The following is a 24485-nucleotide window of genomic DNA, read 5'->3' on the forward strand; positions in this document are numbered from 1 at the left end:
TCCTCTTGTTGCCATTGTTGGGGGCCGTCGCCCGGGCCGGCCGGCGGTCGCCGCCAGTATTCCCGAGACGCGGGCCAAGTCAATTGGCGCTGCGCCGCAGCAATCCCCGGCGGGCGCCCTGGCGGGCCGAGCGGCACGCCGGCGCGCGCGGGTCAGTCGGCGGCAAGCCTGGGTCGGTGAAGGGACCCCCTTGACGCGTCCGTTAGAATTCCAGGTTGCCCCTGAATACGAAAAGTTCATTTCGTCTCTTTCGAGGATTCTCATGAGTGACAAGCCAGTCGATACCGGCAAACGCACGTGGCTCATCGCGTCGAGCTGTGCGGGTGTGGCCGGAGGCGTTGCGGCCGCCGTGCCCTTCGTTTCCTCCTTCCAGCCGTCCGAGCGCGCCCGCGCCGCGGGTGCTCCCGTCGAGGCCGACATCAGCGGCTTGAAGCCCGGTGAGAAGCTCACGGTCGAATGGCGCGGCAAGCCCGTGTGGATCGTCAGGCGCACCAAGGAGCAGCTCGATGCGCTGCCCAAGGTCGATGCCCAACTGGCCGACCCCAAGTCCCAACGCAAGCAGGACGAACTCACGCCCGCCTACGCCCGCAACGAGTCCCGCTCGATCAAGCCGGAAATCCTCGTCGTCGTGGGCATCTGCTCGCACCTGGGCTGCTCGCCCGGCGACAAGTTCAACCCCGGCCCGCAGCCCTCGCTGCCCGACGACTGGGTGGGCGGCTTCCTGTGCCCCTGCCACGGCTCCACCTTCGACATGGCCGGCCGCGTCTACAAGAACAAGCCCGCGCCGGACAACCTCGAAGTGCCGCCGCACATGTACCTCTCCGAGACGCGTCTGCTGATCGGCGAAGACAAGAAGGCCTGACCAGGCCTGAGCCACTGAATCTTCAAAGAGAACCACATGGCTGAATTCAAAGAAGCACCCGCCAACGCGTCCGCTGGCCAGAAGCTGCTCAACTGGGTTGACAACCGGTTCCCGGCGACCAAGCTCTGGAACGAGCACGTGGGCCAGTACTACGCGCCGAAGAACTTCAACTTCTGGTACATCTTCGGCTCGCTGTCGCTGCTGGTGCTGGTGATCCAGATCGTCACCGGCATCTTCCTCGTGATGCACTACAAGCCCGATGCAGGCCTGGCCTTCGCATCGGTCGAGTACATCATGCGCGACGTGCCCTGGGGCTGGCTGATCCGCTACATGCACTCCACGGGCGCCTCGGCGTTCTTCATCGTGGTGTACCTGCACATGTTCCGCGGGCTGCTGTACGGGTCGTACCGCAAGCCGCGCGAGCTGGTCTGGATCTTCGGCTGCGCCATCTTCCTGTGCCTGATGGCCGAGGCCTTCATGGGCTACCTGCTGCCCTGGGGCCAGATGAGCTACTGGGGCGCCCAGGTGATCGTGAACCTGTTCGCCGCCGTGCCCCTGGTCGGCCCTGACCTCGCGCTCTTGATCCGCGGCGACTACGTGGTGAGCGACGCAACGCTGAACCGCTTCTTCAGCTTCCACGTCATCGCGGTGCCTCTGGTGCTGCTGGGCCTGGTGGTGGCGCACATCATCGCGCTGCACGAAGTGGGCTCCAACAACCCCGACGGCGTCGAGATCAAGTCCAAGAAGGACGCGCTGGGCCGCCCGCTGGACGGCATTCCCTTCCATCCGTACTACACGACGCACGACATCTTCGGCACGAGCGTGTTCCTGATGGCCTTCAGCGCCGTGGTGTTCTTCCTGCCCGAGTTCGGCGGCTACTTCCTGGAGTACAACAACTTCATCCCGGCCGACCCGCTGAAGACGCCGGCGCACATCGCCCCGGTGTGGTACTTCACGCCGTTCTACTCGATGCTGCGCGCCACCACCGACCTGATGGTCAACGTGCTGTGCGTGATCGTCGGACTGGGGGCGCTGGGCGGAGTGGTCAAGGGTCGCTTCGGCGGCGCAGCCAAGGCGGCGCTGGTCGTCATCGCAGCCGTCGCCATCGTCCTGCTCAAGACCTTCGACGCGAAGTTCTGGGGCGTGGTCGTGATGGGCGGCGCGGTGATCATCCTCTTCTTCCTGCCCTGGCTGGATCACAGCAAGGTGAAGTCGATCCGCTACCGCCCGAGCTGGCACAAGTACGTGTACGCCGTGTTCGTGCTGTTCTTCCTGGCACTGGGCTACCTCGGCGCGCAGCCGCCGTCGGAAGCCGGCAACTACGTCTCGCAGCTGGGCACGCTGGTGTACTTCGGCTTCTTCCTGCTGATGCCCTGGTGGAGCCAGCTGGGCGAGTTCAAGCCCGTGCCCGAACGCGTCACCTACGTTCCTCACTGACGAGCCGTCCGGAGCAGACACAATGAAGAAACTCATCGCATCCCTGCTGCTCGCGCTGGGCTTCGTGGCCGGCGTTTCGGCCAACGAAGGCGGCATGGCCTGGGACAAGTTCCCGCAGGAGAAGATGTCCGACGTGGCCGCGCTGCAGCATGGCGCCAAGCTGTTCGTCAACTACTGCCTGAACTGCCACAGCGCAGCCTTCATGCGCTACAACCGCCTGCGCGACCTGGACCTCACCGAGGACCAGATCAAGAAGAACATGCTGTTCGCCAGCGAGAAGGTCGGCGACGTCATGAAGACCTCGCTGGACCCCAAGCAGGCCAAGGAATGGTTCGGCGCCGTGCCGCCTGACCTGTCGGTGATCGCGCGTTCCCGCGCGGGCTCCAACGGCACCGGTGCAGACTACCTCTACACCTACCTGCGCACCTACTACCGCGACGAGACCAAGCCCACGGGCTGGAACAACCTCGCCTTCCCCAACGTGGGCATGCCCCACGCCCTGTGGGAGCTGCAAGGCCAGCGCGCCGCCAAGTTCATCGAGGTGAAGGACCCGCACGACCCGAGCAAGACCACGCACCGCTTCGACGGCTTCGAGCAGATCACCCCGGGGACGCTGACCCAGACCCAGTACGACGAGTCCGTGGCCGACCTCGTCGCCTACCTGAACTGGATGGCCGAGCCCTCCCAGGCCCTGCGCGTCCGCCTGGGCGTGTGGGTGCTGATCTTCCTCGCCGTCTTCACCCTGTTCGCCTGGCGCCTGAACGCCGCTTACTGGAAAGACGTGAAGTGACACGTCACCCCGTCCGCGGCCTGACCGGGCCTCGGACCCTCCGCGCAGTGGAGCGCCTCACCGGGCGTCCACTGCGTGATTGCTTTTCTGACCTCCTGACCTTGAGGAGCCCACGCCCATGATGGTGCTTTATTCCGGAACCACTTGCCCCTACTCGCACCGTTGCCGCTTCGTGCTGTTCGAAAAGGGCATGGACTTCGAGATCCGCGACGTCGACCTCTTCGCCAAGCCCGAAGACATCGCGCTGATGAACCCGTACAACGAGGTGCCCATCCTCGTCGAGCGCGACCTCATCCTGTACGAGTCGCACATCATCAACGAGTACATCGACGAGCGCTTCCCGCATCCGCAGCTCATGCCCGGCGACCCGGTCGCCCGTGCACGCGTGCGCCTGTTCCTGCTCAACTTCGAGAAGGAGCTGTTCGCCCACGTGAACGTGCTCGAGTCGCGTGGCATCAAGCCCACCGACAAGCAGCTGGAGAAGGCCCGCGCACAGATCCGTGACCGACTCACGCAGCTCGCGCCCATCTTCCTGAAGAACAAGTACATGCTGGGCGACGACTTCTCGATGCTCGACGTGGCCATCGCTCCTTTGCTGTGGCGCCTGGACTACTACGGCATCGACATGTCCAAGAACGCCGTGCCGCTCCTGAAGTACGCCGAGCGCATCTTCTCGCGCCCGGCCTACATCGAGGCGCTCACGCCGTCCGAGAAGGTGATGCGCAAGTAAGCGCTGCGAGCCTCATGACCCTGCCCACCGCTCCCGCCAACGCCGGCAGCTCGACGCGCCCGTACCTCATCCGGGCGCTGCATGACTGGTGCACCGACAACGGCTTCACGCCCTACATCGCGGTGTTCGTGGATGCGAGCGTGCAGGTGCCCACCGAGTACGTGAAGAACAACGAGATCGTGCTCAACATCGGCTTCGAGGCCACCACGGCCTTGAAGCTGGGCAACGAGCTGATCGAGTTCAAGGCGCGCTTTGGCGGCACCTCGCGCGAGATCCTGGTACCGGTGGACCACGTCATCGCGATCTACGCGCGCGAGAACGGGCAGGGCATGGCCTTCCCGGTGCCCACCGAGGCACCGGCGGGCATGACGCCAGCGCCGACGCCGGAGCCCACCGGCGCCAAGGGCCCCAAGCTCGCCCTGGCGGATTCGGCCAAGTCGGAAGACTCCGAAGGCATCGAGCCCGAAGGTGGTGATGCGCACGCCGAGCCCACAGAACCGCCGCCCGAGCCACCCGCCGGCGGCCGGCCCACGCTCAAGCGCATCAAGTGAACGCGGGCCGCCAAGGCCCGCGACTTATACTGCCCGCCTCCCAGAATCTGCGCGGCTTCTCCGCCGCCGCAGTGCCGGCTTAGCTCAGTTGGTAGAGCACCCGCCTTGTAAGCGGAAGGTCTTCGGTTCGATTCCGAAAGCCGGCACCACGACCCTTGCACCGCTGTTGGCCCCAGGGTCGAGCACGTATCAAGAAGATTCTGCGCGGGGTGGGAAAACCCGGAATGGGCGACCCGCGCTGCTATCCAGGCTGCCGAATATCGCCACACTTGCCACCGGCCTGTAAGCGCCGCAACGGCACTCGAAACCGGCTAGTTCCTCGATTGAACCTTGATGCGGATTGGGCTAACCTGCCACCCCCGCTGACGCAAAAGCTCTTCGAGGCGAGGCTGCAGTTGGCGGAGCTTGGCAGCCACCGGAGCGTTGGCGCAAAGCAATGTCCAGCCTTCCTCGTCGACCGGCCCCGGCTTCACGTGGGCGGCCAATGTGGAAGGCAGGGCAGGTTGGATGGCGGCGAATCGGGCGTTTGAATCCGACAGCCGCTGGCGCAACTGGGCAAGCGGCGTGCTGCGTTTGAGCGCATCGCCCAGCGCAAGAGCGTCGGGAACAAGCGGTTGGGGCTTCTGGCCGGGTGGCTTTGCGTTCACCCGAGGAGTGTAGCGATGCAGATTCTCATCACCCATGGCAGCCTGGCGCGCACGCGCGTGCTGCACTTCAACCGCTGGCAACTGGCCGGCGCGTTGTTCGGGCTGATCACGGTGCTGACCTTGCTGTCGGGCACGGTCTACCACGTCATCTTCCTGAAGGCCGCCCGCGAAGGCTGGCCGGTCGTGAGCCAGGTGGTGAAGCTGGTGGTGCGCGATGAATTCGCCCAGCGCGACCGCTTCATGCGCGAGAACCTGGACGCCATGGCCACCAAGGTCGGCGAGATGCAGGCCAAGCTCATCAAGCTGGAAGCCATGGGCGAGCGCGTGTCGGGCATGGCGGGCGTGAAGCCCGAGGAGATGCAGCAGATCAAGCCGGGCGCTGCGGGCGGCAAGGGCGGCCCCTTCGTGCCGGTGGCGCGTCCGTCGATGGACCAGCTCAATGGCTGGGTTGCCTCGCTGGACGAGCAGGCCGACCAGAACTCCGACCTGCTGACCATGGTGGAGGCCCGGCTGCTGGAGAAGAAGCTGGTGTCGCTGATGATCCCCAACAGCCGCCCGGTGGAAGGCCCGATCGGCTCGGGTTTCGGTTTCCGCGCCGACCCCTTCTCCGGCCGCGCCGCGCTGCACACCGGCCTGGATTTCCCGGCGGACAGCGGCACGCCCATCCATGCCGCCGCCGGTGGCGTGGTGCTGTTCAACGAATACCACCCGCAGTACGGCAACGTTGTCGAGATCGATCACGGCCACGGCCTGGTGACTCGCTATGCGCACAGCTCCAAGATCCTGGTCCACGCCGGCGACATCGTGAAGCGCGGCCAGACCATTGCACTGGTGGGCACCTCCGGCCGCTCCACTGGCCCGCACCTGCACTTCGAGGTGCTGCTGGACGGCGCTCCCCAGAATCCGGCGAAGTTCCTGGCGCTCGCCGACGGAGAGACCGTCCCCACGACCAGGAAGGCGGCCCGATAAGCCCTTCCGGCCGCGCCATGGCGCGCGGGTAAAATCAAAGGTTTTGCGGCTTCGTGCCGGGCGGACTTGTGCCGTCCGGCTTCATCACCATATGGGCCGCATATCCGACCGAACACCACACCACCCACGCGCATGCTGCCTCGTCTACTTACTCAAATCTTCGGTAGCCGCAACGAACGTCTGCTCAAGCAATACCGGCGTGTCGTCCAGCAGGTCAACGCGCTCGAACCCGAGTTCGAGAAGCTCAGCGATGCGGCCCTGAAGGACAAGACCGAGGAATTCAAGCAGCGCATCGCCAAGGGCGAGACGGTGCACGACCTGCTGCCCGAGGCTTTCGCCACCGTGCGCGAAGGTGGCAAGCGCGTGCTGAAGATGCGCCACTTCGACGTGCAGCTCATCGGCGGCATGGCGCTGAACGACGGCAAGATCGCCGAAATGCGCACCGGCGAAGGCAAGACGCTGATGGCGACACTTCCGGTGTACCTCAATGCCCTGACCGGCAAGGGCGTGCACGTGGTGACGGTGAACGACTACCTCGCCAAGCGCGACGCGGAGTGGATGGGGCGCCTGTACAACTTCCTTGGACTGACGGTGGGCGTGAACATGCCGCAGATGCCGCGCGAGGAGAAGCAGGCCGCCTACGCCGCCGACGTGACCTACGGCACCAACAACGAGTTCGGCTTCGACTACCTGCGCGACAACATGGTCCAGGACACGGCCGACCGTGTCGCACGGGGCCTGGCCTACGCCATCGTCGACGAGGTGGACTCCATCCTGATCGACGAAGCCCGCACGCCGCTGATCATCAGCGGCCAGGCCGAGGACCACACCGAACTGTACGTGCGCATCAACGCGGTGGTGCCGCAGCTCAAGAAGCAGATCGGCGAGCTGGACCTGCGCACCGGCGAAGGCGTGATCGATCCAGGCGATTTCACGGTCGATGAGAAGTCGCACCAGGTGCACCTGACCGAAGCCGGCCACGAGAACGCCGAACGCATCCTGACCCAGGCAGGCCTGCTGCCGGTGGGGGCGAGCCTGTACGACGCCTCCAACATCACGCTGGTGCACCATGTGTACGCCGCGCTGCGCGCCAACCACCTGTACCACCGCGACCAGCACTACGTGGTGCAGGACGGCGAGGTCGTGATCGTCGACGAGTTCACCGGCCGCCTCATGACCGGCCGCCGCTGGTCCGATGGCCTGCACCAGGCGGTGGAAGCCAAGGAAGGCGTGCAGATCCAGAGCGAGAACCAGACGCTCGCGTCCATCACCTTCCAGAACTACTTCCGCATGTACGGCAAGCTGTCGGGCATGACCGGCACGGCCGACACGGAAGCCTATGAATTCCAGGAGATCTACGGTCTGGAGACCGTGGTCATCCCGCCGAACAGGCCGACCATCCGCCGCGACGAGCTCGACCTCGTCTACAAGTCGGCTCGCGAGAAGTACGACGCGGTCACGGCCGACATCCGCAACTGCCATGAGCGCGGCCAGCCGGTACTGGTGGGCACGACCTCGATCGAGAACTCCGAGATCATCTCCACCCTGCTGACCAAGGCCAAGTTGCCGCACCAGGTGCTCAATGCCAAGCAGCACGCGCGTGAGGCCGAGATCGTGGCGCAGGCCGGCCGTCCGGGCGTGATCACCATCGCGACCAACATGGCCGGCCGCGGCACCGACATCGTGCTGGGTGGCAACGTCGAGAAGCAGATTCAGATCATCGATGCCGACGAGTCGCTGAGCGACCCGGAGAAGGTGGCCCGCGCCAAGCAACTGCGCGAGGAATGGCAAGGCCTGCACGACCTGGTGAAGGCACAGGGCGGCCTGCGCATCATCGCCACCGAGCGGCACGAGTCCCGCCGCATCGACAACCAGCTGCGCGGCCGTTCGGGCCGCCAGGGCGACCCGGGCTCCTCGCGCTTCTACCTGTCGCTGGACGACCCGCTCATGCGCATCTTCGCGGGCGACCGCGTGCGGTCCATCATGGAACGCCTGAAGATGCCCGACGGCGAGGCCATCGAGGCGGGCATCGTCACGCGCAGCATCGAAAGCGCGCAGCGCAAGGTCGAGGCGCGCAACTTCGACATCCGCAAGCAGCTGCTCGAATACGACGACGTGTCGAACGACCAGCGCAAGGTCATCTACCAGCAGCGCAACGACATCCTGGAGGCCGACAGCCTGCAGGCGCAGATCGCCAGCCTGCGCGAGAGCACCATGGAAGATGTGGTGCGCACCTACGTGCCTTCCGACAGCATGGAAGAGCAGTGGGACCTCGACGGCTTGGAGAAGACGCTGCGCGACGAATGGCACGTCGAGGTCGACCTCAAGGGCGCGGTGAAGAAGGCCCAGTCCATCACCGACGAGGAGATCGTCGAACTCGTGGTGAAGGCCGCGCACGCGCTGTTCGACTCCAAGATCGAGCGCGTGGGCCTGGAGCAGTTCACGCCCTTCATGCGCATGATCCTGCTGCAGTCCATCGACTCGCACTGGCGTGAGCACCTGGCCGCGCTGGACTACCTGCGCCAGGGCATCCACCTGCGCGGCTATGCGCAGAAGAACCCCAAGCAGGAATACAAGCGCGAGGCCTTCGAGCTGTTCAGCCAACTGCTGGACGTCATCAAGATGGACGTCACGCGCATCCTGCTGACGGTGCGCATCCAGTCGCAGGAAGAGGTGGCCCAGGCCGCCGAGGCGATGGAGCAGAAGGCGGTCGAGATCAGCAATGTCACCTACACGCATCCGAACGAGGATGGCAGCGTGTCGGAGGAGGCATCGCTGGCGGATCAGGTGCCGAAGGTCGGCCGCAATGACCCTTGCCCCTGCGGCAGTGGCAAGAAGTACAAGGCCTGCCACGGCAGGCTGGTTTGATGGAGCCCCCCAGTCGCTGACGCTCCTGCCCCAGGGGCCACGCAGGGGCCCCTTCGTGGCCCTTGGGCGCCACCCTGCGGACCGGCGAAGCCGGATCCGCGGGCGTGGCTTGATGAGGAGGCTTGCTCGTGTCGAGGGCTCTGCATGAGACATGCATGAGTCACTCAGTGGTTCCTACAATGGCGGCCTTCCTCACCGATCGAGCTCGCCATGCCCGTCAACCTCAAAGCCCCTGACCCCAAGGACCTGCATCCCGTTCCCGGCGTGAAGCTGGGCATCGCCATGGCGGGGGTTCGCAAGGCCAACCGCCGTGACCTGACGGTGGTGACCATGGACGAGGGATCGCAAGTGGCCGGCGTGTTCACGCGCAACCGCTTCTGCGCAGCGCCGGTGCAACTGTGCCGGCAGCATCTGGCGGCGGACTCGCATTCACGGGCGATCCTCATCAACACCGGCAATGCGAACGCCGGCACGGGCGATGACGGCCTGTCGCGCGCGCTGTCCACCTGCATCGCGCTGGCGCGCAAGCTGGAGATCTCGCCGCAGCAGGTGCTGCCGTTTTCCACCGGCGTGATCATGGAGCAGCTGCCCAACGACCGCATCGAGGCCGGCCTGCCGGCGGCGCTGGCCGACCTGAAGGAAGACAACTGGGCGACCGCGGCCGAGGCGATCATGACCACCGACACCTTGCCCAAGGCGGTGTCGCGGCAGGTGAAGATCGGCGGCAAGACGGTGACCATCACCGGCATCAGCAAGGGCGCGGGCATGATCCGCCCGAACATGGCGACGATGCTGGGTTTCGTCGCCACCGATGCGGTCATCGCGCCGGCGCTGATGAACCCGCTGGTGCATGAGGCGGCCGACCAGTCCTTCAACCGCATCACCATCGATGGCGACACCTCGACCAACGACTCCTTCTTGCTGATTGCCACGGGCAAGGCCGGTCACGACCCGATCACGCGCCTGGACTCCGCCGACGGCGCCGCACTGCGCGATGCGCTCATCGAGGTGTCGCAGCAACTCGCCCAGGCCATCGTGCGCGACGGCGAAGGCGCGACCAAGTTCATCGCCGTGCGGATCGAAGGCGGCAAGTCCGAGCACGAGTGCAAGCAAGTGGCCTATGCCATTGCGCACTCGCCGCTGGTGAAGACAGCGTTCTTCGCCAGCGACCCCAACCTCGGCCGCATCCTGGCAGCGGTGGGCTACGCGGGCATCGAGGACCTGGACCAGACCGAGATCGACCTCTTCCTCGACGACGTGCACGTGGCGAAGAACGGCGGCCGCAATCCGACCTACCGCGAGGAAGACGGCGCCCGGGTGATGAAGCAAAGCGAGATCACCGTGCGGGTGGACCTGCACCGCGGCGAGGAGACCGCGACGGTCTGGACCTGCGACCTCAGTTACGACTACGTCAAGATCAACGCCGACTACAGAAGCTGATCCCCGGCTGTCCATCCTACGAATTGCGGGCACGGCAGTCGCCTTTCCCTTGCCGTCGCCCGCGGCCTGCTGCTAGCATGGCTGCTCTTCCCCACTGCGACCACCCGATGAACTCCACCGCCCATCACTGCTGCACTCAGGCCATCGCTGCCTGCGGCGCCGTGCGTGGCATGGCGTGGTCGATTTGCCCCCGATCCTCGGGTCGTGCAGGCAATCCGCGTCGAGCATGTGTCGGCGCCGCAGCGAACGTAGCGTTCGCAGCACGCATCTAGTCCTCCCAGCGTTTCGCTTCCTACCGAAGTTCCGCTGAGAGTCCAGCGGAAGAGTCGGTCCATTCGTCCTTCCTCCCGCTGCCAGAGGGTCCACCGACCCGCCAAGGACGCCCACCGGCGTTCGCAACGAGAAGTCGAAGAGGAGCACGAGAATGAGCAACTGGCTCGAAAGCTGTCGAAGAGCCTGGACACGGTCGACGAGGGGCCTGCGGCTCGCGCCCGATGACCTGCTGCGCGACGCCACCTACCGGCGCTTGTGGACATCCATCCTCATCAGTTCCTTCGGCGGCCAGGTCACCATGCTGGCCCTGCCGCTCACCGCCGCCGTGCTGCTGCACGCCTCGCCTACCCAGATGGGCCTGCTCACGGCGATGGAAATCGTTCCCTTCGTGCTGTTCTCGCTCCCCTCGGGCGTCTGGCTGGACCGCGTGCGCAAGCTGCCGGTCTACGTGCTGGGCGAGACCTCGCTGGCCTTCATCGTGGCCAGCGTGCCCTTCGCCTGGTGGATGGGCTGGCTGTCCATGCCCTGGATGTACGTCGTGGGCTTCATCATCGGCACGGTCTACACCACCGCCGGCACGGCGGCGCAGATCGTGCTCACACAGGTGGTGGCGCGCGAACGGCTGGTGGAGGCCCATGCGAAAAACGCGCTGGCCACCTCGGGGGCGGAAGTGGCCGGACCGGGCCTGGCGGGTGCGCTCATCAAGGTCGTGGGGGCGCCGCTGGCCCTGCTGGTGGATGCAGGGTTGCTGATCATCTCGGCCACCATCCTGCGTGGCATCGCGATCCACGAGGAGCGAAAGGTGGCCGCCCAGGCGCATTTCTGGCGCGATCTGCGCGCCGGCGTGAACTTCGTGCGGCGGCAGCGCCTGCTGGTGTCGCTGGCGTCGGTCGTGGGCATCTGGCAGATGTGCCACCACGCCGCGATCGTGGTGCAGATCCTCTTCGCCACGCGCACGCTCGGACTGTCGGAACAGGCCGTGGGCCTGAGCTACATGGGCATGGGGCTGGGCACGATCGTGGCGAGCGTGCTGGGCAACCGCATCAGCCGCAAGCTGGGGCCCGGGCCCTGCCTGGTGATCGGCTTCGCGGTGTGCGCCGCAGGCTGGCTGCTGCTGGCCGTGGCGCCGGCCAATGCCTACGGCGTGGCGGCCTTCGCAGCGATGCTGCTGTGCTTCAGCGCCGGTGCGGTGCTCATCTTCATCAACTTCCTGGCGCTGCGCCAGGCGGTCACGCCCGAGCCGCTGCTGGGGCGGATGACCAGCACCATGCGCTGGCTCATCCTCATCCCCGCCGGGCCGGGTGCCTTGCTGGGTGGCTGGCTGGGGGAGCACATCGGGCTGCGCGCGGCGCTGGGGTTTGCTGGCGGCACGGCGGCGCTGCTGGCCATCGTGGCCTGGCATCACCCGGTGATCCGCGGCGTGAAAGTGCTGCCCAAGCCCGAGAGTGCCGATGAATGGATCGGTGCCGAGGCCGAGGTGCGCCCGATGACAACGATGGATGCCGACGAGCCGCCGGAGGTGCCCGTTCGTCCTGCGGTGCCTGCCGTCGAGGTGATTCCCGAGGCGCCGGCGCGCGTGGCCTGACCGAAGATCGAAGAACGAAGGAGGACTGTGATCCATGGACCCGCTGTTGATCGAGGTGCCGGAGGAAATCCACACCGAACGCTTCATCCTGCGCAGCCCGCGCAAGGGCGACGGCCCCAAGCTGAACACTGCGATTTGCGACAGCATCGAGGAGCTCAAGGTCTGGATGCCCTGGGCGCAGAAGGCGCCGACACTGGACGAGTCTGAGTCCTACTGCCGCCGCATGGTCTCGTCCTGGGCCTTGCGCCAGGACCTGCCCATGTTCATCTTCGAGCGCATGAACACCGGCGAGGAAGGCGAGGTGCTGGGGGCAACCGGCCTGCACCGGATCAACTGGGAGGTGCGCAGCTTCGAGATCGGCTACTGGCGGCGCACCGGCCGGGGCGGGCGAGGGGTGATCACCGAGTCCATCCGCGGCCTGGCGGGCATGGCCTTCACGGCCTTGCAGGCGCGAAGGGTGGAGGTGCGCATGGATGAGAACAACCGGTCCAGCCGGCGGGTGGCCGAGCGCGCGGGGTTCACGTTCGAAGGCTTGCTTCGATGCGACTCGCTCACGACCTCAGGTGATGTGCGGCACACGCGGGTGTACTCGCGGGTGCGAGGGATCGAAGAGCCGGCGTGATGCCGCAGAGTTGTCGAGCGGAGCAAGGGATCAAGCAACGCCCGCGGAGCCGGCTTCGCCGGTCCGCTGGGTGGCGCCCAAGGGCCACAAAGGGGCCACTTCGTGGCCCAGGGGCAGGAGCGCAGCGACTGGGGGGCTCAGACCCTACGACGGCGGGCCAGGAAGAAGACGGCACCAAGACCGGCCAGCATCAAGGCATAGGTCTGGGGCTCCGGCACGGCCGTGGTCACCGACACCGCATCCAGCGAGCCACCGTAGGAGTCGCTCACGCCGGCGGCGTTGAAGGTCAGGCGCGAGGTGCTGCCGGCGCCGCCGACCACGTCCACGCTGTAGACCGCCCAGTTGTGGACGCCGGTGCTGTTGGAGCCAGCCACGGCTTCCACCAGCGAGCCGTTCCAGTAGACGTTGATGTCGTTGGTGTTGCCGGTGTAGGGGCGGGCGGAGTAGGCGAAGCTCAGGGTGTAGTGGGCGCCGGCGGTGGTGGCCACGTCCTGGTACATGCCGCTGTTGGAATAGGTGTCAAGTTCGACGAAGTTCGAGCCATCGAAGGCGGCACCGGCCACGTTGTTGCGCAACTCGATGTTGGGCGTGCCCGTCCAGCCGGTGAGGCTCGGGTAGATGTTCCAGCTGCCAGCGCCCTGGGCGTTGGCTTCGAAGCTGCCGTTGGTCACCAGGTTGGACGCCGAGGCGAGCACAGGGGCGGCGAGCAGGGCGGCGGTGAGGAGCTTGCGCATGGTGGGGGTCCCGTAATTGCGAGTTTTTGTATCCGGGCGCGACTGTCGCCGATCCTCGCCACCATGCCTTCCCCCTGCTCAGGGGGCTGGGCGATGTTTCAGTCGAAAACCGAGAAATCCTGCGCAGAAAACCGGTCGACGGCGTCGGTGATGATGCCGTCGATGCCACAGTCCTTGAGCCACCGGGCGGTGGCCGGGTCGTTCACCGTGTAGCAAAGCGCCTTCAGGCCGGCCTCGTGGATGCGGCCGATGACCTGGGCGTCCAGCACGCCGTAATTGGCCACGATGGCCACGCAGCCCAGGCCATGGGCTTCTTCCAGCCAGCCGGTGCGCAGCGAGTCCAGCAGCAGGGCGCGCGGCAGCGAGGGCTCGGCATCGCGCGCCGCTGCCAGGGCGGTGGGCTGGAACGAACTCAGCAGCGGCTTCACCGCGGCGCCTTGCCACAGGCGCGCGGCTTCCTGTGCCGTGACCTGCCCGGTGCGGGGTTCGTCGCCTGGTGTGGGCTTGATCTCGATGTTCAGTGCGAAGCCGTTGCGCAGGCAGTACGCAGCGATGGCATCCAGGCTGGGCAGCATCTCGCCGGCCCAGTGCCGGCCGTGCCAGGCGCCGGCGTCGATGCGCGACAGCTCGGCCCAGTTCCGGTCGGACGCGACCCCGCGCTGCGGTGTGGTCCGCTGCAGCGTGGCGTCGTGCAGCAGGAAGGGCACGCCGTCGGCGCTCAGCTTCACGTCGCATTCGAAGGCGCGGTAGCCGTGCGAGGCACCGACGCGGAAGGCGGCCAGGGTGTTCTCCGGCGCCAGCTTGCCGGCGCCGCGGTGGGCGATCCAGAAGGGGTAGGGCCAGTGGGTCATGGCGTCAGCCTCACACGCGTTGCAGCGAGGTCGCGTCAAACCAGTGCAGGTGGCCGGCATCCGAGTGCAGCGTGAGCATGTCGCCCACCCGAGGCGGGGCCAGTGTGCCGTCGACGCGCGCGGTGAACAGCGAATCGCCGATGCGCCCGTAGATCAGCCGCTCGGCGCCGAGCATTTCGATCATTTCCACCTTGAAGGGCCAGCCCTCGCCGCCGGCAGGACGCACCTCGGCATGCTCGGGCCGCAGGCCGAGGATGAGATCGCCATCGCGTGGCGCACGCCCCGGCAGCGAGAGCATCTGCCCGCCGCTGGTGAAGGTGCCGCCCGCTGCCTGCCCGTGCAGCAGGTTCATCGGCGGCGAGCCGATGAAGCCGGCGACAAAGGTGGTGGCGGGGTGCAGGTACACCTCTTCCGGCGAGCCGATCTGCTCCATGCGGCCGGCGTTCATCACGATCATGCGCTGGGCCAGCGTCATCGCCTCCACCTGGTCGTGCGTGACGAACAGCGAGGTCACGCCCAGTTCGCGATGCAGCTTCTGAATTTCCAGCCGCGTCTGCGCCCGCAGCTTCGCGTCGAGGTTGGACAGCGGCTCGTCGAAGAGGAACACCTGCGGTTGCCTCACGATGGCGCGGCCCATGGCGACCCGCTGGCGCTGGCCGCCCGAGAGCTCGCGCGGCTTGCGCAGCAGCAGCGCACCCAGCTCCAGGATCTTCGCGGCCTTTTCCACCCGGGTCTTGATCTCGGCCGGCGGCACCTTGGCGATCTTCAGGCCGTAGGCCATGTTCTCGAAGACCGTCATGTGAGGGTAGAGCGCGTAGTTCTGGAACACCATGGCGATGTCGCGCTCTGACGGCTCGACGTCGTTCACCACGCGGCCGGCGATGGAAATCTCGCCGCCTGAAATCTCTTCCAGCCCGGCGACCATGCGCAAGAGCGTGGACTTGCCGCAGCCCGAGGGCCCGACGATGACGATGAACTCGCCGTCGGTGATCTCGGCGTTCACGCCGTGGATCACCTGGTTGGCCGACGCGCCCTTGCCATAGCGCTTGACGACGTTGCGGATCGAAATGGCACCCATGGTGTTGTCTTTCTATTTCTCGGTGTCGACCAGGCCCTTGACGAACCACTTCTGCATCAGCATCACCACGACGGCCGGCGGCAGCATCGCCAGGATGGTGGTGGCCATCACCACGTTCCACTCGGTGTAGGCCTCGCCGGAGATGAGCCGCTTGATGCCCATCACCACCGGGTACATGGACTCGTCGGTGCTGACCAGGAGCGGCCACAGGTACTGGTTCCAGCCGTAGATGAACTGGATGACGAACAGCGCCGCGATGGAGGTCTTGCTCAAGGGGAGCAGCACGTCCTTCAGGAAGCGCAGCGGCCCGGCGCCGTCGATGCGCGCGGCCTCGGCGAGTTCGTCGGGCACGGTGAGGAAGAACTGCCGGAAGAGGAAGGTGGCCGTGGCCGAGGCGATGAGCGGGATGGTCAGGCCCGCATAGCTGTTGAGCATGTGCAGGTCCGACACCACGGCGTAGGTGGGCCCGATGCGCACTTCCACCGGCAGCATCAGCGTGATGAAGATGGTCCAGAACACCAGGTTGCGGAAGGGAAAACGGAAGTAGACGAGGGCGAACGCCGACAGCAGCGAGATGGCGATCTTGCCGATGGCGATGATCAGCGCGCTCACCAGGCTGATCCACATCATCGGCGCGCTGGGCGGGATGCGGCTGCCGTAGCTGGAGTCACCGCCGAACAGGGCGAGGCGATACGTCTCCACCAGGTGCGTGCCCGGAACGAGCGACAGCGGCCGGCTGGAGGCCACTTCCGCCGCGGTGTGCGTGGAAGCGACGAAGGCCAGGTAGATCGGAAAGGCGACGATGAGCACGCCCAGGATCGACACCACATGGGCGAGGATGCCCAGGGTCGGACGGCGCTCGACCATGCCTTGGGGGTCTTGTCCGAAGGCCATGATCAGTAGTTCACTTTCTTCTCGACGTAGCGGAACTGCACGACCGTCAGGGCGATGACCACCAGCATCAGCACCGCCGACTGCGCGGCCGAGCCGCCCATGTCCAGCGCCTTGAAGCCGTCGTAGTAGACCTTGTAGACCAGCGTGGCTGTCGACTTGCCCGGCCCGCCGTGCGTGGTCGCGTCCACCACCGCGAAGGTGTCGAAGAACGCGTAGACCATGTTGATCACGAGCAGGAAGAAGGCCGTGGGCGACAGCAGCGGGAACTGGATGGTCCAGAAGCGCCGCCACGGCCGCGCGCCGTCGATGGCGGCCGCCTCGATCAGCGAGCGTGGGATCGACTGCAAGCCGGCCAGGAAGAACAGGAAGTTGTAGGAGATCTGCTTCCAGATGGCCGCCATGACGATCAGCGCCATCGCGTGGTCTGCGTTGAGAAGATGGTCCCAGGTGAAGCCCAGGCTTTGCAGCGCGTGCGACACCACGCCCATGGGCGGCGAGAACATGAAGATCCACAGCACGCCCGCCACGGCCGGTGCCACGGCATAGGGCCAGATCAGCAGGGTGCGGTAGAGCAGTGCGCCGCGCGTCACCCGGTCGGCGAACACCGCCAGCAGCAGTGCCAGGCCGATGCCCAGCACTGCCACCATCAAGGCGAAGAAGGCAGTGGTCTGGAACGAAGCGAGGTAGCTCGGGTCAGCCAGCAACCGGCGAAAATTCTCCAGCCCGACGAACTCGGTCGAGGTGCCGAAGGCATCTTGCTGGATCAGGCTCTGGTACAGCGTCTGGCCTGCCGGCCAGAAGAAGAACACGAGCACGATGGCCATCTGGGGTGCGATGAGCACCCAGGGCAGCCAGGCCGACTTGAAGCGGACTCGCTTTTCCATCAAAGCTTCGCGCTCTTCTCGAATCGCTCCAGTTGCTCATTGCCGCGCTGCACGGCCGTATCCAGGCCTTCCTTGGGCGACTTCTTGCCGCTCCAGACGTTCTCGAGCTCCTCGTCGATGATGGTGCGGATCTGCACGAAGTTTCCGAGGCGCACGCCGCGTGACTTCTCGGTCGTCTTGCGGATCATCTGCGTCACCGCCACGTCGGTGCCCGGGTTCTGCTTGTAGAAGCCCGCCTTCTCGGTCAGCTCGTACGAGGCCTTGGTGACCGGCAGGTAGCCGGTGCGCTGGTGGCTGGCAGCGGCCACTTCAGGACGCGACAGGTAGCTGAAGAACTGCGCCACGCCCTTGTACTCGGCCGGCTTCTTGCCCGCCATGACCCACAGGCTCGCGCCGCCGATCACGGTGTTCTGCGGTGCGCCGGGCACGTCGGGGTAGTAGGGCAGCGAAGAGATGCCGTAGCTGAACTTGGCGTTGCGCTTGAGGTTGCCGTACAGGCCGGAGGAGCCGGTGTACATCGCGCATTCACCCGACACGAAGTTCGCATCCGGTGCATTGGCGCGGCCCTTGTAGATGAACAGGCCCTGCTTGGCCATGTTGGCCAGGTTCTCGATGTGGCGCAGATGCAGCGGCGAGTTGATCGCCAGTCGGGCATTGGTCCCGCTGAAGCCGTTGTTCTGCGTGGCGAACAGGGTGTTGTGCCAGGTGGAGAAGCTCTCCAGCTGCGTCCAGCTCATCCAGCTCGTGGAGAAGGGGCACTTGTGACCCGAGGCCTTGAGCTTGGCGGCGGCCAGGGCCACTTCGGGCCAGGTGGTGGGCGCCTTGTCTTCCAGGCCGGCCGCCTTGAAGGCGTCCTTGTTGTAGTAGAAGACCGTCGTCGAGCTGTTGAAGGGGAAGCTCAGCATCTGGCCGTTGGGCGCGGTGTAGTAGCCGGCCACGGCGGGAACGTAGACGCTGGGGTCGAACTTCTCGCCGCCGTCCTTCATCACCTGGGCCACCGGCACGATGGCGCCCTTGCTGGCCATCATGGTGGCGGTGCCCACTTCGAACACCTGCAGGATGTGCGGTGCGTTGCCCGCACGGAACGCGGCGATGGCCGCGGTCATGGATTCGTCGTAGGTGCCCTTGAAGGTGGGCACGATCTTGTATTCCTTCTGGCTGGCGTTGAAATCCTTGGCAAGGTCATTGACCCATTCGCCCAGGGCGCCGCCCATGGCATGCCACCACTGGATTTCGACCTGGGCCTGTGCAGGTGAACTGAACGCTGCGGCCAGGGCAAGAGCTGCAAGAGCGAGAGACTTGTTCTTCATGAGGACTCCATGTGTGTGGGACGGTTCGTGGCCGGCCCGCGACTTTGCGTCGATCGTGTGACAGGCGTGTTTATCAAGGGGCCTTCACGTGCGGCAACCGGGTATACCCCGCTGGGAATATTGCCCTCGCACCAAACTGCAGCCTGCCGCATTGGCAGAGGTCCGGCTTTGGAGGGCCTTACCCAACCGAGGGAAAACACGGTGTGGGGTACCATTCACCCTCAAGTGCTGAGAGTCGAGAGCCCACCAGCCGCTTCGCTCCTGCCCCGAGGGGCGCTGCCCGCACCACGGGCGGTTCGGCGGACGACCTGAACCCTCTCGCGAACATCCGATGAACGCACCCGCCACCCTGAACGAGATTGCCGGCGCCGCCGCGCTGGCCCACGGCGCGCCCCGTCTGCGCGAGATTCCGTACAACTACACCTCGTTTTCCGATCGCGAGATCGTGATCAGGCTGCTGGGCTCCCGTTCCTGGGAGGTCCTGAACAAGCTGCGCGAGGAGCGCCAGACCGGCCGGTCGGCCCGCATGCTCTATGAGGTGCTGGGCGACATCTGGGTGGTCCAGCGCAACCCGTACCTGCAAGACGACATGCTGGACAACCCGCGTCGTCGTGCGCTGCTCATCGAGGCGCTGCACCACCGGCTGCACGAGATCGAGAAGCGCCGCACGCCACAGGCCGATGCCGAGCGCGACCGAAACGTCGGTGAACTGCTCAAGGCGGCCTCCGGCGCGGTCGAGTCCTTCGCCGCGCAGTTCCGCGACACCTACGACCTGCGCAAGCGGGCCACCAAGGTGCTGGGCAAGCACACGGCCAAGGACAACATCAAGTTCGATGGCCTGAGCCGCGTCTCGCACGTCACCGACGCCACCGACTGGCGCGTCGAATATCCCTTCGTCGTGCTCACGCCCGACACCGAGGCCGAGATGGCGGGCCTCGTGGCCGCCTGCATCGAGCTGGGCCTGACCATCATCCCGCGTGGGGGCGGCACGGGCTACACCGGCGGCGCGGTGCCGCTGACCTGGAAGAGCGCGGTCATCAACACCGAGAAGCTCGAGGCCATGACGGCCGTCGAGATGAAGACCTTGCCTGGCCTGGACCGCGAGGTCGCCACCATCTGGACCGAGGCCGGAGTCGTCACCCAGCGCGTGGCTGACACCGCCGAGCGTGCCGGCTTCGTCTTCGCCGTGGACCCGACCTCGGCCGAGGCCTCCTGCGTGGGCGGCAACGTCGCCATGAACGCGGGTGGCAAGAAGGCCGTGCTCTGGGGCACGGCGCTGGACAACCTCGCCTCCTGGCGCATGGTGACGCCCGAGGCCAAGTGGCTGGAGGTGATCCGCATCAACCACAACATGGGCAAGATCCATGACGTGGAGGTGGCGACCTTCGAGCTGCGCTACTACGACGCCAGCGGCAAGACCCTGGAGCGCACCGAGACGCTGGAAGTGCCCGGCCGCGTGTTCCGCAAGGAAGGCCTGGGCAAGGACGTCACCGACAAGTTCCTCGCCGGCCTGCCCGGCATCCAGAAGGAAGGCTGCGACGGACTGATCACCAGCTGCCGCTGGGTGGTGCACAAGATGCCCGCCCACACCCGCACGGTGTGCCTGGAGTTCTTCGGCAACGCGAAGGATGCGGTGCCCTCGATCGTCGAGATCAAGGACTTCATGTTCGCCGAGGCGAAGGCGGGCGGCGCCATCCTCGCGGGCCTGGAGCACCTGGACGACCGCTACCTGCGTGCGGTGGGCTATGCCACCAAGAGCAAGCGCGGCACGCTGCCCAAGATGGTGCTGGTGGGCGACATCGCCGGCAACGACGCCGACGTGGTGGCGCGTGCCACCAGCGAGGTCATCCGCATCGCCAACAGCCGCTCGGGCGAAGGCTTCGTCGCGGTGAGCGCCGAGGCGCGCAAGAAGTTCTGGCTGGACCGCAAGCGCACGGCCGCCATCAGCAAGCACACGAACGCGTTCAAGGTGAACGAGGACGTGGTGATCCCGCTGCCGCGCATGGGCGAGTACACCGAGGGCATCGAGCGCATCAACATCGAGCTGAGCCTGCGCAACAAGATCGCGCTGGCCGACCGGCTGGAGGAGTTCTTCCTCGGCGGCAACCTGCCGCTGGGCAAGGGCGACGACGCGAGCGAGATTCCCGCGGCCGAACTGCTGGAAGACCGCGTGCAGCAGGCGCTGGCCGTGGTGCGCGAAGTGCGCGGCCTGTGGCAGCAGTGGATGACGCAGCTGGACGTGGTGCAGGCCGACACCGGCCGCACGTTCTTCACCGACCTGCAGGACCACACCCTGCGCGCGTCGTGGAAGACGCAGATCCGCGCTGTGCTGCAACAGATCTTCTCGGGTGCTGCGCTGTCGGCCATCGTCGACGAGGCCCAGAAGATCCACAAGGAAGTGCTGCGCGGCCGTGTGTGGGTGGCGCTGCACATGCACGCCGGCGACGGCAACGTGCACACCAACATCCCGGTCAACAGCGACAACTACGAGATGCTGCAGACGGCGCACGAGGCCGTGGCGCGCATCATGAAGCTGGCGCGTTCGCTGGACGGTGTGATCAGCGGCGAGCACGGCATCGGCATCACCAAGCTCGAATTCCTCACCGATGAGGAGCTGGCCAACTTCACCGCCTACAAGCAGCGCGTGGACCCCGAGGGCCGCTTCAACAAGGGCAAGCTGCTGCGTGATGCGACCTTCGACGGCGCGCTGTTCAAGGCCGACCTCACCAACGCCTACACGCCCAGCTTCGGGCTGATGGGGCACGAGTCGCTGATCATGCAGCAAAGCGACATCGGCGAGATCGCCAACTCGGTGAAGGACTGCCTGCGCTGCGGCAAGTGCAAGCCGGTGTGTGCCACCCACGTGCCGCGCGCCAACCTGCTGTACAGCCCGCGCAACAAGATCCTGGCCACCTCGCTGCTGGTGGAAGCCTTCCTCTACGAAGAGCAGACGCGCCGCGGCGTGTCCATCAAGCACTGGGAAGAGTTCGAGGACGTGGCCGACCACTGCACGGTGTGCCACAAGTGCCTGTCGCCCTGCCCGGTGAAGATCGACTTCGGCGATGTGTCCATGAACATGCGCAACCTCTTGCGCAAGATGGGCAAGAAGAGCTTCCGCCCCGGCAACAAGATGGCGATGATGATGCTCAACGCCACCAACCCCGAGACCATCAAGCTGCTGCGCACGGCGATGGTGGACGTGGGCTTCCGGGCCCAGCGCGCGGCCAACACGCTGCTGCGCGGCTTGGCGAACAAGCAGACGGCGGCGCCCCCGTCGTCGGTGGGCACGGCTCCGATCAAGGAGCAGGTGATCCACTTCATCAACAAGAAACTGCCGGGCGGCCTGCCCAAGAAGACGGCGCGCGCGCTCCTGGACATCGAGGACAAGAACTACGTCCCCATCATCCGCGACCCGAAGAAGACGACCTCCGACACCGAAGCCGTCTTCTACTTCCCGGGATGCGGCTCGGAGCGCCTCTTCTCGCAGGTGGGCCTGGCCACGCAGGCGATGCTCTGGCACGCCGGTGTGCAGACCGTGCTGCCGCCGGGCTACCTGTGCTGCGGCTACCCGCAGAAGGGCTCGGGCCAGTTCGACAAGGCCGAGAAGATCATCACCGACAACCGGGTGCTGTTCCACCGCGTGGCCAACACGCTCAACTACCTGGACATCAAGACCGTGGTGGTGAGCTGCGGCACCTGCTACGACCAGCTCCAGGGCTACCAGTTCGACAAGATCTTCCCGGGCTGCCGCATCGTGGACATCCACGAGTACCTGCTGGAAAAGGGCATCACCCTGCAGCCCGGCCAGGGCGCGGGCGGCTACCTGTACCACGACCCCTGCCACACGCCGATGAAGCAGCAGGAGCCGATGAAGACGGTCAAGGCGCTGGTGGGCGACAACGTGCGCAAGAGCGAGCGCTGCTGCGGCGAGAGCGGCACCCTGGGCGTGACGCGGCCGGACATCTCCACGCAGGTGCGCTTCCGCAAGGAAGAAGAGTTGCGCAAGGATGAAGCCGCCCTGCGCGCCACCGGCGGCGTGCCCGAGAAGGGGCCGGTGAAGATCCTGACCTCCTGCCCGAGCTGCCTGCAGGGCCTGTCGCGCTACACCGGCGACCTGAACAACGGGCTGCTGGAGGCAGACTACATCGTCGTGGAGATGGCCAACCAGATCCTCGGGGAGGACTGGATGCCGGAATACGTCGAGCGCGCCAACGCGGGCGGCATCGAGCGAGTCCTCGTCTGATCACGGTGGGATCGACCATTACAATCGGACCCACCATGGCCGACCCCACCCCCGCCGAAGTCCAGCGCTACATCGCGCAAGGGCTGCCCTGCGAGCACCTCGAAGTCGAGGGCGATGGTCGCCACTTCTTCGCGACCATCGTGTCGTCCGAATTCGAGGGCGCGAGCCGCGTGGCGCGCCACCAGAAGGTCTACCGGGCCCTGGGCGATAGAATGCGTGAGCAAATCCACGCCTTGTCGATGAAGACGCTGACCCCGGCCGAGTGGGCAACCGCCGCGGCCGCCACCCACCACCACTGACAACCGCCGCAGTGTTCACTGCGGCTGGCGAGCCTGCGCCAGCAGGTTTGGTGGCCGCGATGGGCATGGGCAAAGAAGACGCTCATGGACAAACTTCTCATCCGCGGTGGCCGCCAGCTCCAGGGCGAAGTCACGATCTCCGGTGCCAAGAACGCCGCGCTGCCGGAGCTGTGCGCCGCACTGCTGTCGGCTGAACCGGTCACCTTGAACAACGTCCCGCGCCTGCAGGACGTGAGCACCACGCTGAAGCTGCTGCGCAACATGGGCGTGACGGCCGAGCGCAGCGAATCGCAGCCCGACCAGGTCACCCTGGACGCCGGCAAGGTCACCAAGCCCGAGGCGCCGTATGACCTCGTGAAGACGATGCGCGCCTCCATCCTCGTGCTGGGGCCGCTGCTGGCGCGCTTCGGCCAGGCGACGGTGTCGCTGCCCGGCGGCTGCGCCATCGGCTCGCGGCCGGTGGACCAGCACATCAAGGGCATGCAGGCCATGGGTGCGGACGTGAAGGTGGAGCACGGCTACATCATCGCCAAGGCCACGCGGCTCAAGGGTGCGCGCATCACCACCGACATGGTGACGGTGACGGGCACCGAGAATTTCCTGATGGCCGCGGCGCTGGCCGAGGGCGAGACCATCCTGGAGAACGCGGCGCAGGAGCCGGAGATTCCCGACCTGGCCGAGATGCTCATCAAGATGGGCGCGAAGATCGAGGGGCACGGCACGGCGCGCATCCGCATCCAGGGCGTGGAGAAGCTGACGGGCCTGGCGCCGGCCGCAGCGCACGAGATCATTCCTGACCGCATCGAGACCGGCACCTTCCTGTGCGCCGTGGCGGCCGCCGGTGGCGACGTGCTGCTCAAGCGCGCCAACGCCGGCCACCTGGGCGCGGTGGTCGACAAGCTTCGCGAGGCCGGTGCCACCATCGAAGCGGGTGACGGCTGGATCCGCGTGAAGGCCAGCCAGCGTCCGCGTGCCGTGGGCTTCAAGACCAGCGAGTACCCCGCCTTCCCGACCGACATGCAGGCGCAGTTCATGGCGCTGAACTGCATCGCCGACGGCACGGCCAAGGTCACCGAGACCATCTTCGAGAACCGCTTCATGCACGTGAACGAGCTCGTGCGCCTGGGCGCGAAGATCGAGGTGGATGGGCACACGGCCTATGTCACCGGCGTGCCGGGCCTGTCGGGCGCCACGGTGATGGCCACGGACCTGCGCGCCTCAGCCAGCCTCGTCATCGCCGGCCTCGTGGCCGAGGGCGAGACGATCGTGGACCGCATCTACCACCTGGACCGCGGCTACGACCAGATGGAAGCCAAGCTGCGCGGCATCGGCGCGGACATCGAGCGAACGAAATGAACAACCCCCAAGCTCACATCCGTTCGCTGCCCCCCGAGGGCGCGCGCGCCTCCTTTGAGGCG

The 24485-nt window shown here is 66.2% G+C and carries 20 protein-coding genes and 1 tRNA gene; 14 read left to right on the forward strand and 7 right to left on the reverse strand.

What is annotated here, in order from left to right:
• Positions 1–262: 262 nt before the first annotated feature.
• From petA to DZC73_RS19575, 6 genes are all read left to right on the forward strand, one after another.
• Positions 263–862, forward strand: coding sequence for a ubiquinol-cytochrome c reductase iron-sulfur subunit (gene petA / locus DZC73_RS19550; RefSeq protein WP_124542042.1), 600 nt, complete (start codon positions 263–265; stop codon positions 860–862).
• A 36-nt stretch (positions 863–898) separates the two neighbouring features.
• Positions 899–2299 (forward strand): cytochrome b, encoded by a 1401-nt coding sequence (locus DZC73_RS19555; RefSeq protein ID WP_124542043.1) that lies wholly within the window; start codon positions 899–901, stop codon positions 2297–2299.
• A 22-nt stretch (positions 2300–2321) separates the two neighbouring features.
• Complete coding sequence (locus tag DZC73_RS19560; protein WP_124542044.1) at positions 2322–3089, forward strand: cytochrome c1; 768 nt, start codon at positions 2322–2324, stop codon at positions 3087–3089.
• 118 nt (positions 3090–3207) lie between these two features.
• Complete coding sequence (locus DZC73_RS19565; RefSeq protein WP_124542045.1) at positions 3208–3819, forward strand: glutathione S-transferase N-terminal domain-containing protein; 612 nt, start codon at positions 3208–3210, stop codon at positions 3817–3819.
• A gap of 14 nt (positions 3820–3833) precedes the next feature.
• Positions 3834–4370, forward strand: a complete 537-nt coding sequence (locus DZC73_RS19570; RefSeq protein ID WP_124542046.1) for a ClpXP protease specificity-enhancing factor — start codon at positions 3834–3836, stop codon at positions 4368–4370.
• Positions 4371–4443: 73 nt separating this feature from the next.
• Positions 4444–4519 (forward strand) — tRNA-Thr (locus DZC73_RS19575).
• Between the two features lie 162 nt (positions 4520–4681).
• Here DZC73_RS19575 and DZC73_RS19580 read toward each other — a convergent pair.
• A complete protein-coding gene (locus DZC73_RS19580; RefSeq protein WP_124542047.1) occupies positions 4682–5053 on the reverse strand; it encodes a DciA family protein in 372 nt (123 codons plus the stop codon).
• On the opposite strand from DZC73_RS19580, the gene DZC73_RS19585 reads away from it, so the two are divergent.
• The 5 genes from DZC73_RS19585 to DZC73_RS19605 all read left to right on the forward strand — a co-directional run bounded on the left by DZC73_RS19585 (position 5033) and on the right by DZC73_RS19605 (position 12774).
• Positions 5033–5986: a M23 family metallopeptidase gene (locus DZC73_RS19585; RefSeq protein ID WP_124542048.1), complete on the forward strand. Its 954-nt coding sequence runs from the start codon at positions 5033–5035 to the stop codon at positions 5984–5986. The genes DZC73_RS19580 and DZC73_RS19585 overlap by 21 nt on opposite strands.
• Positions 5987–6118: 132 nt before the next feature.
• Complete coding sequence (secA, locus tag DZC73_RS19590) at positions 6119–8854, forward strand: preprotein translocase subunit SecA (protein ID WP_124542049.1); 2736 nt, start codon at positions 6119–6121, stop codon at positions 8852–8854.
• A gap of 210 nt (positions 8855–9064) precedes the next feature.
• The gene (argJ, locus tag DZC73_RS19595; RefSeq protein ID WP_124542050.1) at positions 9065–10294 is read left to right on the forward strand and encodes a bifunctional glutamate N-acetyltransferase/amino-acid acetyltransferase ArgJ; all 1230 of its coding nucleotides are present in this window, start codon (positions 9065–9067) and stop codon (positions 10292–10294) included.
• A gap of 424 nt (positions 10295–10718) precedes the next feature.
• Positions 10719–12152: an MFS transporter gene (locus DZC73_RS19600; RefSeq protein ID WP_124542051.1), complete on the forward strand. Its 1434-nt coding sequence runs from the start codon at positions 10719–10721 to the stop codon at positions 12150–12152.
• Positions 12153–12186: 34 nt separating this feature from the next.
• On the forward strand, positions 12187–12774 hold the full coding sequence (locus DZC73_RS19605; RefSeq protein WP_124542052.1) for a GNAT family N-acetyltransferase: 588 nt from the start codon (positions 12187–12189) through the stop codon (positions 12772–12774).
• A gap of 137 nt (positions 12775–12911) precedes the next feature.
• Here DZC73_RS19605 and DZC73_RS19610 read toward each other — a convergent pair whose 3' ends face one another.
• The 6 genes from DZC73_RS19610 to ugpB form a co-directional block, all read right to left on the reverse strand.
• Positions 12912–13508, reverse strand: coding sequence for a PEP-CTERM sorting domain-containing protein (locus DZC73_RS19610; protein WP_124542053.1), 597 nt, complete (start codon positions 13506–13508; stop codon positions 12912–12914).
• A gap of 98 nt (positions 13509–13606) precedes the next feature.
• A complete protein-coding gene (ugpQ, locus tag DZC73_RS19615) occupies positions 13607–14359 on the reverse strand; it encodes a glycerophosphodiester phosphodiesterase (RefSeq protein WP_124542054.1) in 753 nt (250 codons plus the stop codon).
• A gap of 10 nt (positions 14360–14369) precedes the next feature.
• Positions 14370–15437, reverse strand: a complete 1068-nt coding sequence (locus DZC73_RS19620) for a sn-glycerol-3-phosphate import ATP-binding protein UgpC (RefSeq protein ID WP_124542055.1) — start codon at positions 15435–15437, stop codon at positions 14370–14372.
• Positions 15438–15449: 12 nt separating this feature from the next.
• A complete protein-coding gene (ugpE, locus tag DZC73_RS19625) occupies positions 15450–16304 on the reverse strand; it encodes a sn-glycerol-3-phosphate ABC transporter permease UgpE (RefSeq protein WP_124542177.1) in 855 nt (284 codons plus the stop codon).
• Between the two features lie 29 nt (positions 16305–16333).
• On the reverse strand, positions 16334–17215 hold the full coding sequence (gene ugpA / locus DZC73_RS19630) for a sn-glycerol-3-phosphate ABC transporter permease UgpA (protein ID WP_124542056.1): 882 nt from the start codon (positions 17213–17215) through the stop codon (positions 16334–16336).
• Positions 17215–18525, reverse strand: a complete 1311-nt coding sequence (gene ugpB, locus DZC73_RS19635) for a sn-glycerol-3-phosphate ABC transporter substrate-binding protein UgpB (RefSeq protein ID WP_124542057.1) — start codon at positions 18523–18525, stop codon at positions 17215–17217. Before ugpB ends, ugpA begins: the two co-directional genes overlap by 1 nt.
• Positions 18526–18856: 331 nt before the next feature.
• Between ugpB and DZC73_RS19640 the strand changes: the two genes are divergently transcribed.
• From DZC73_RS19640 to murA, 3 genes are all read left to right on the forward strand, one after another.
• Positions 18857–22768, forward strand: coding sequence for a DUF3683 domain-containing protein (locus DZC73_RS19640; RefSeq protein WP_124542058.1), 3912 nt, complete (start codon positions 18857–18859; stop codon positions 22766–22768).
• 35 nt (positions 22769–22803) lie between these two features.
• A complete protein-coding gene (locus tag DZC73_RS19645) occupies positions 22804–23067 on the forward strand; it encodes a BolA family protein (RefSeq protein WP_124542059.1) in 264 nt (87 codons plus the stop codon).
• 84 nt (positions 23068–23151) lie between these two features.
• The gene (gene murA / locus DZC73_RS19650) at positions 23152–24423 is read left to right on the forward strand and encodes a UDP-N-acetylglucosamine 1-carboxyvinyltransferase (protein WP_124542060.1); all 1272 of its coding nucleotides are present in this window, start codon (positions 23152–23154) and stop codon (positions 24421–24423) included.
• The last annotated feature ends 62 nt before the right edge of the window (positions 24424–24485 follow it).

The organism is Rhizobacter terrae, from assembly GCF_003852895.1.
Taxonomy (GTDB): domain Bacteria; phylum Pseudomonadota; class Gammaproteobacteria; order Burkholderiales; family Burkholderiaceae_C; genus Albitalea; species Albitalea terrae.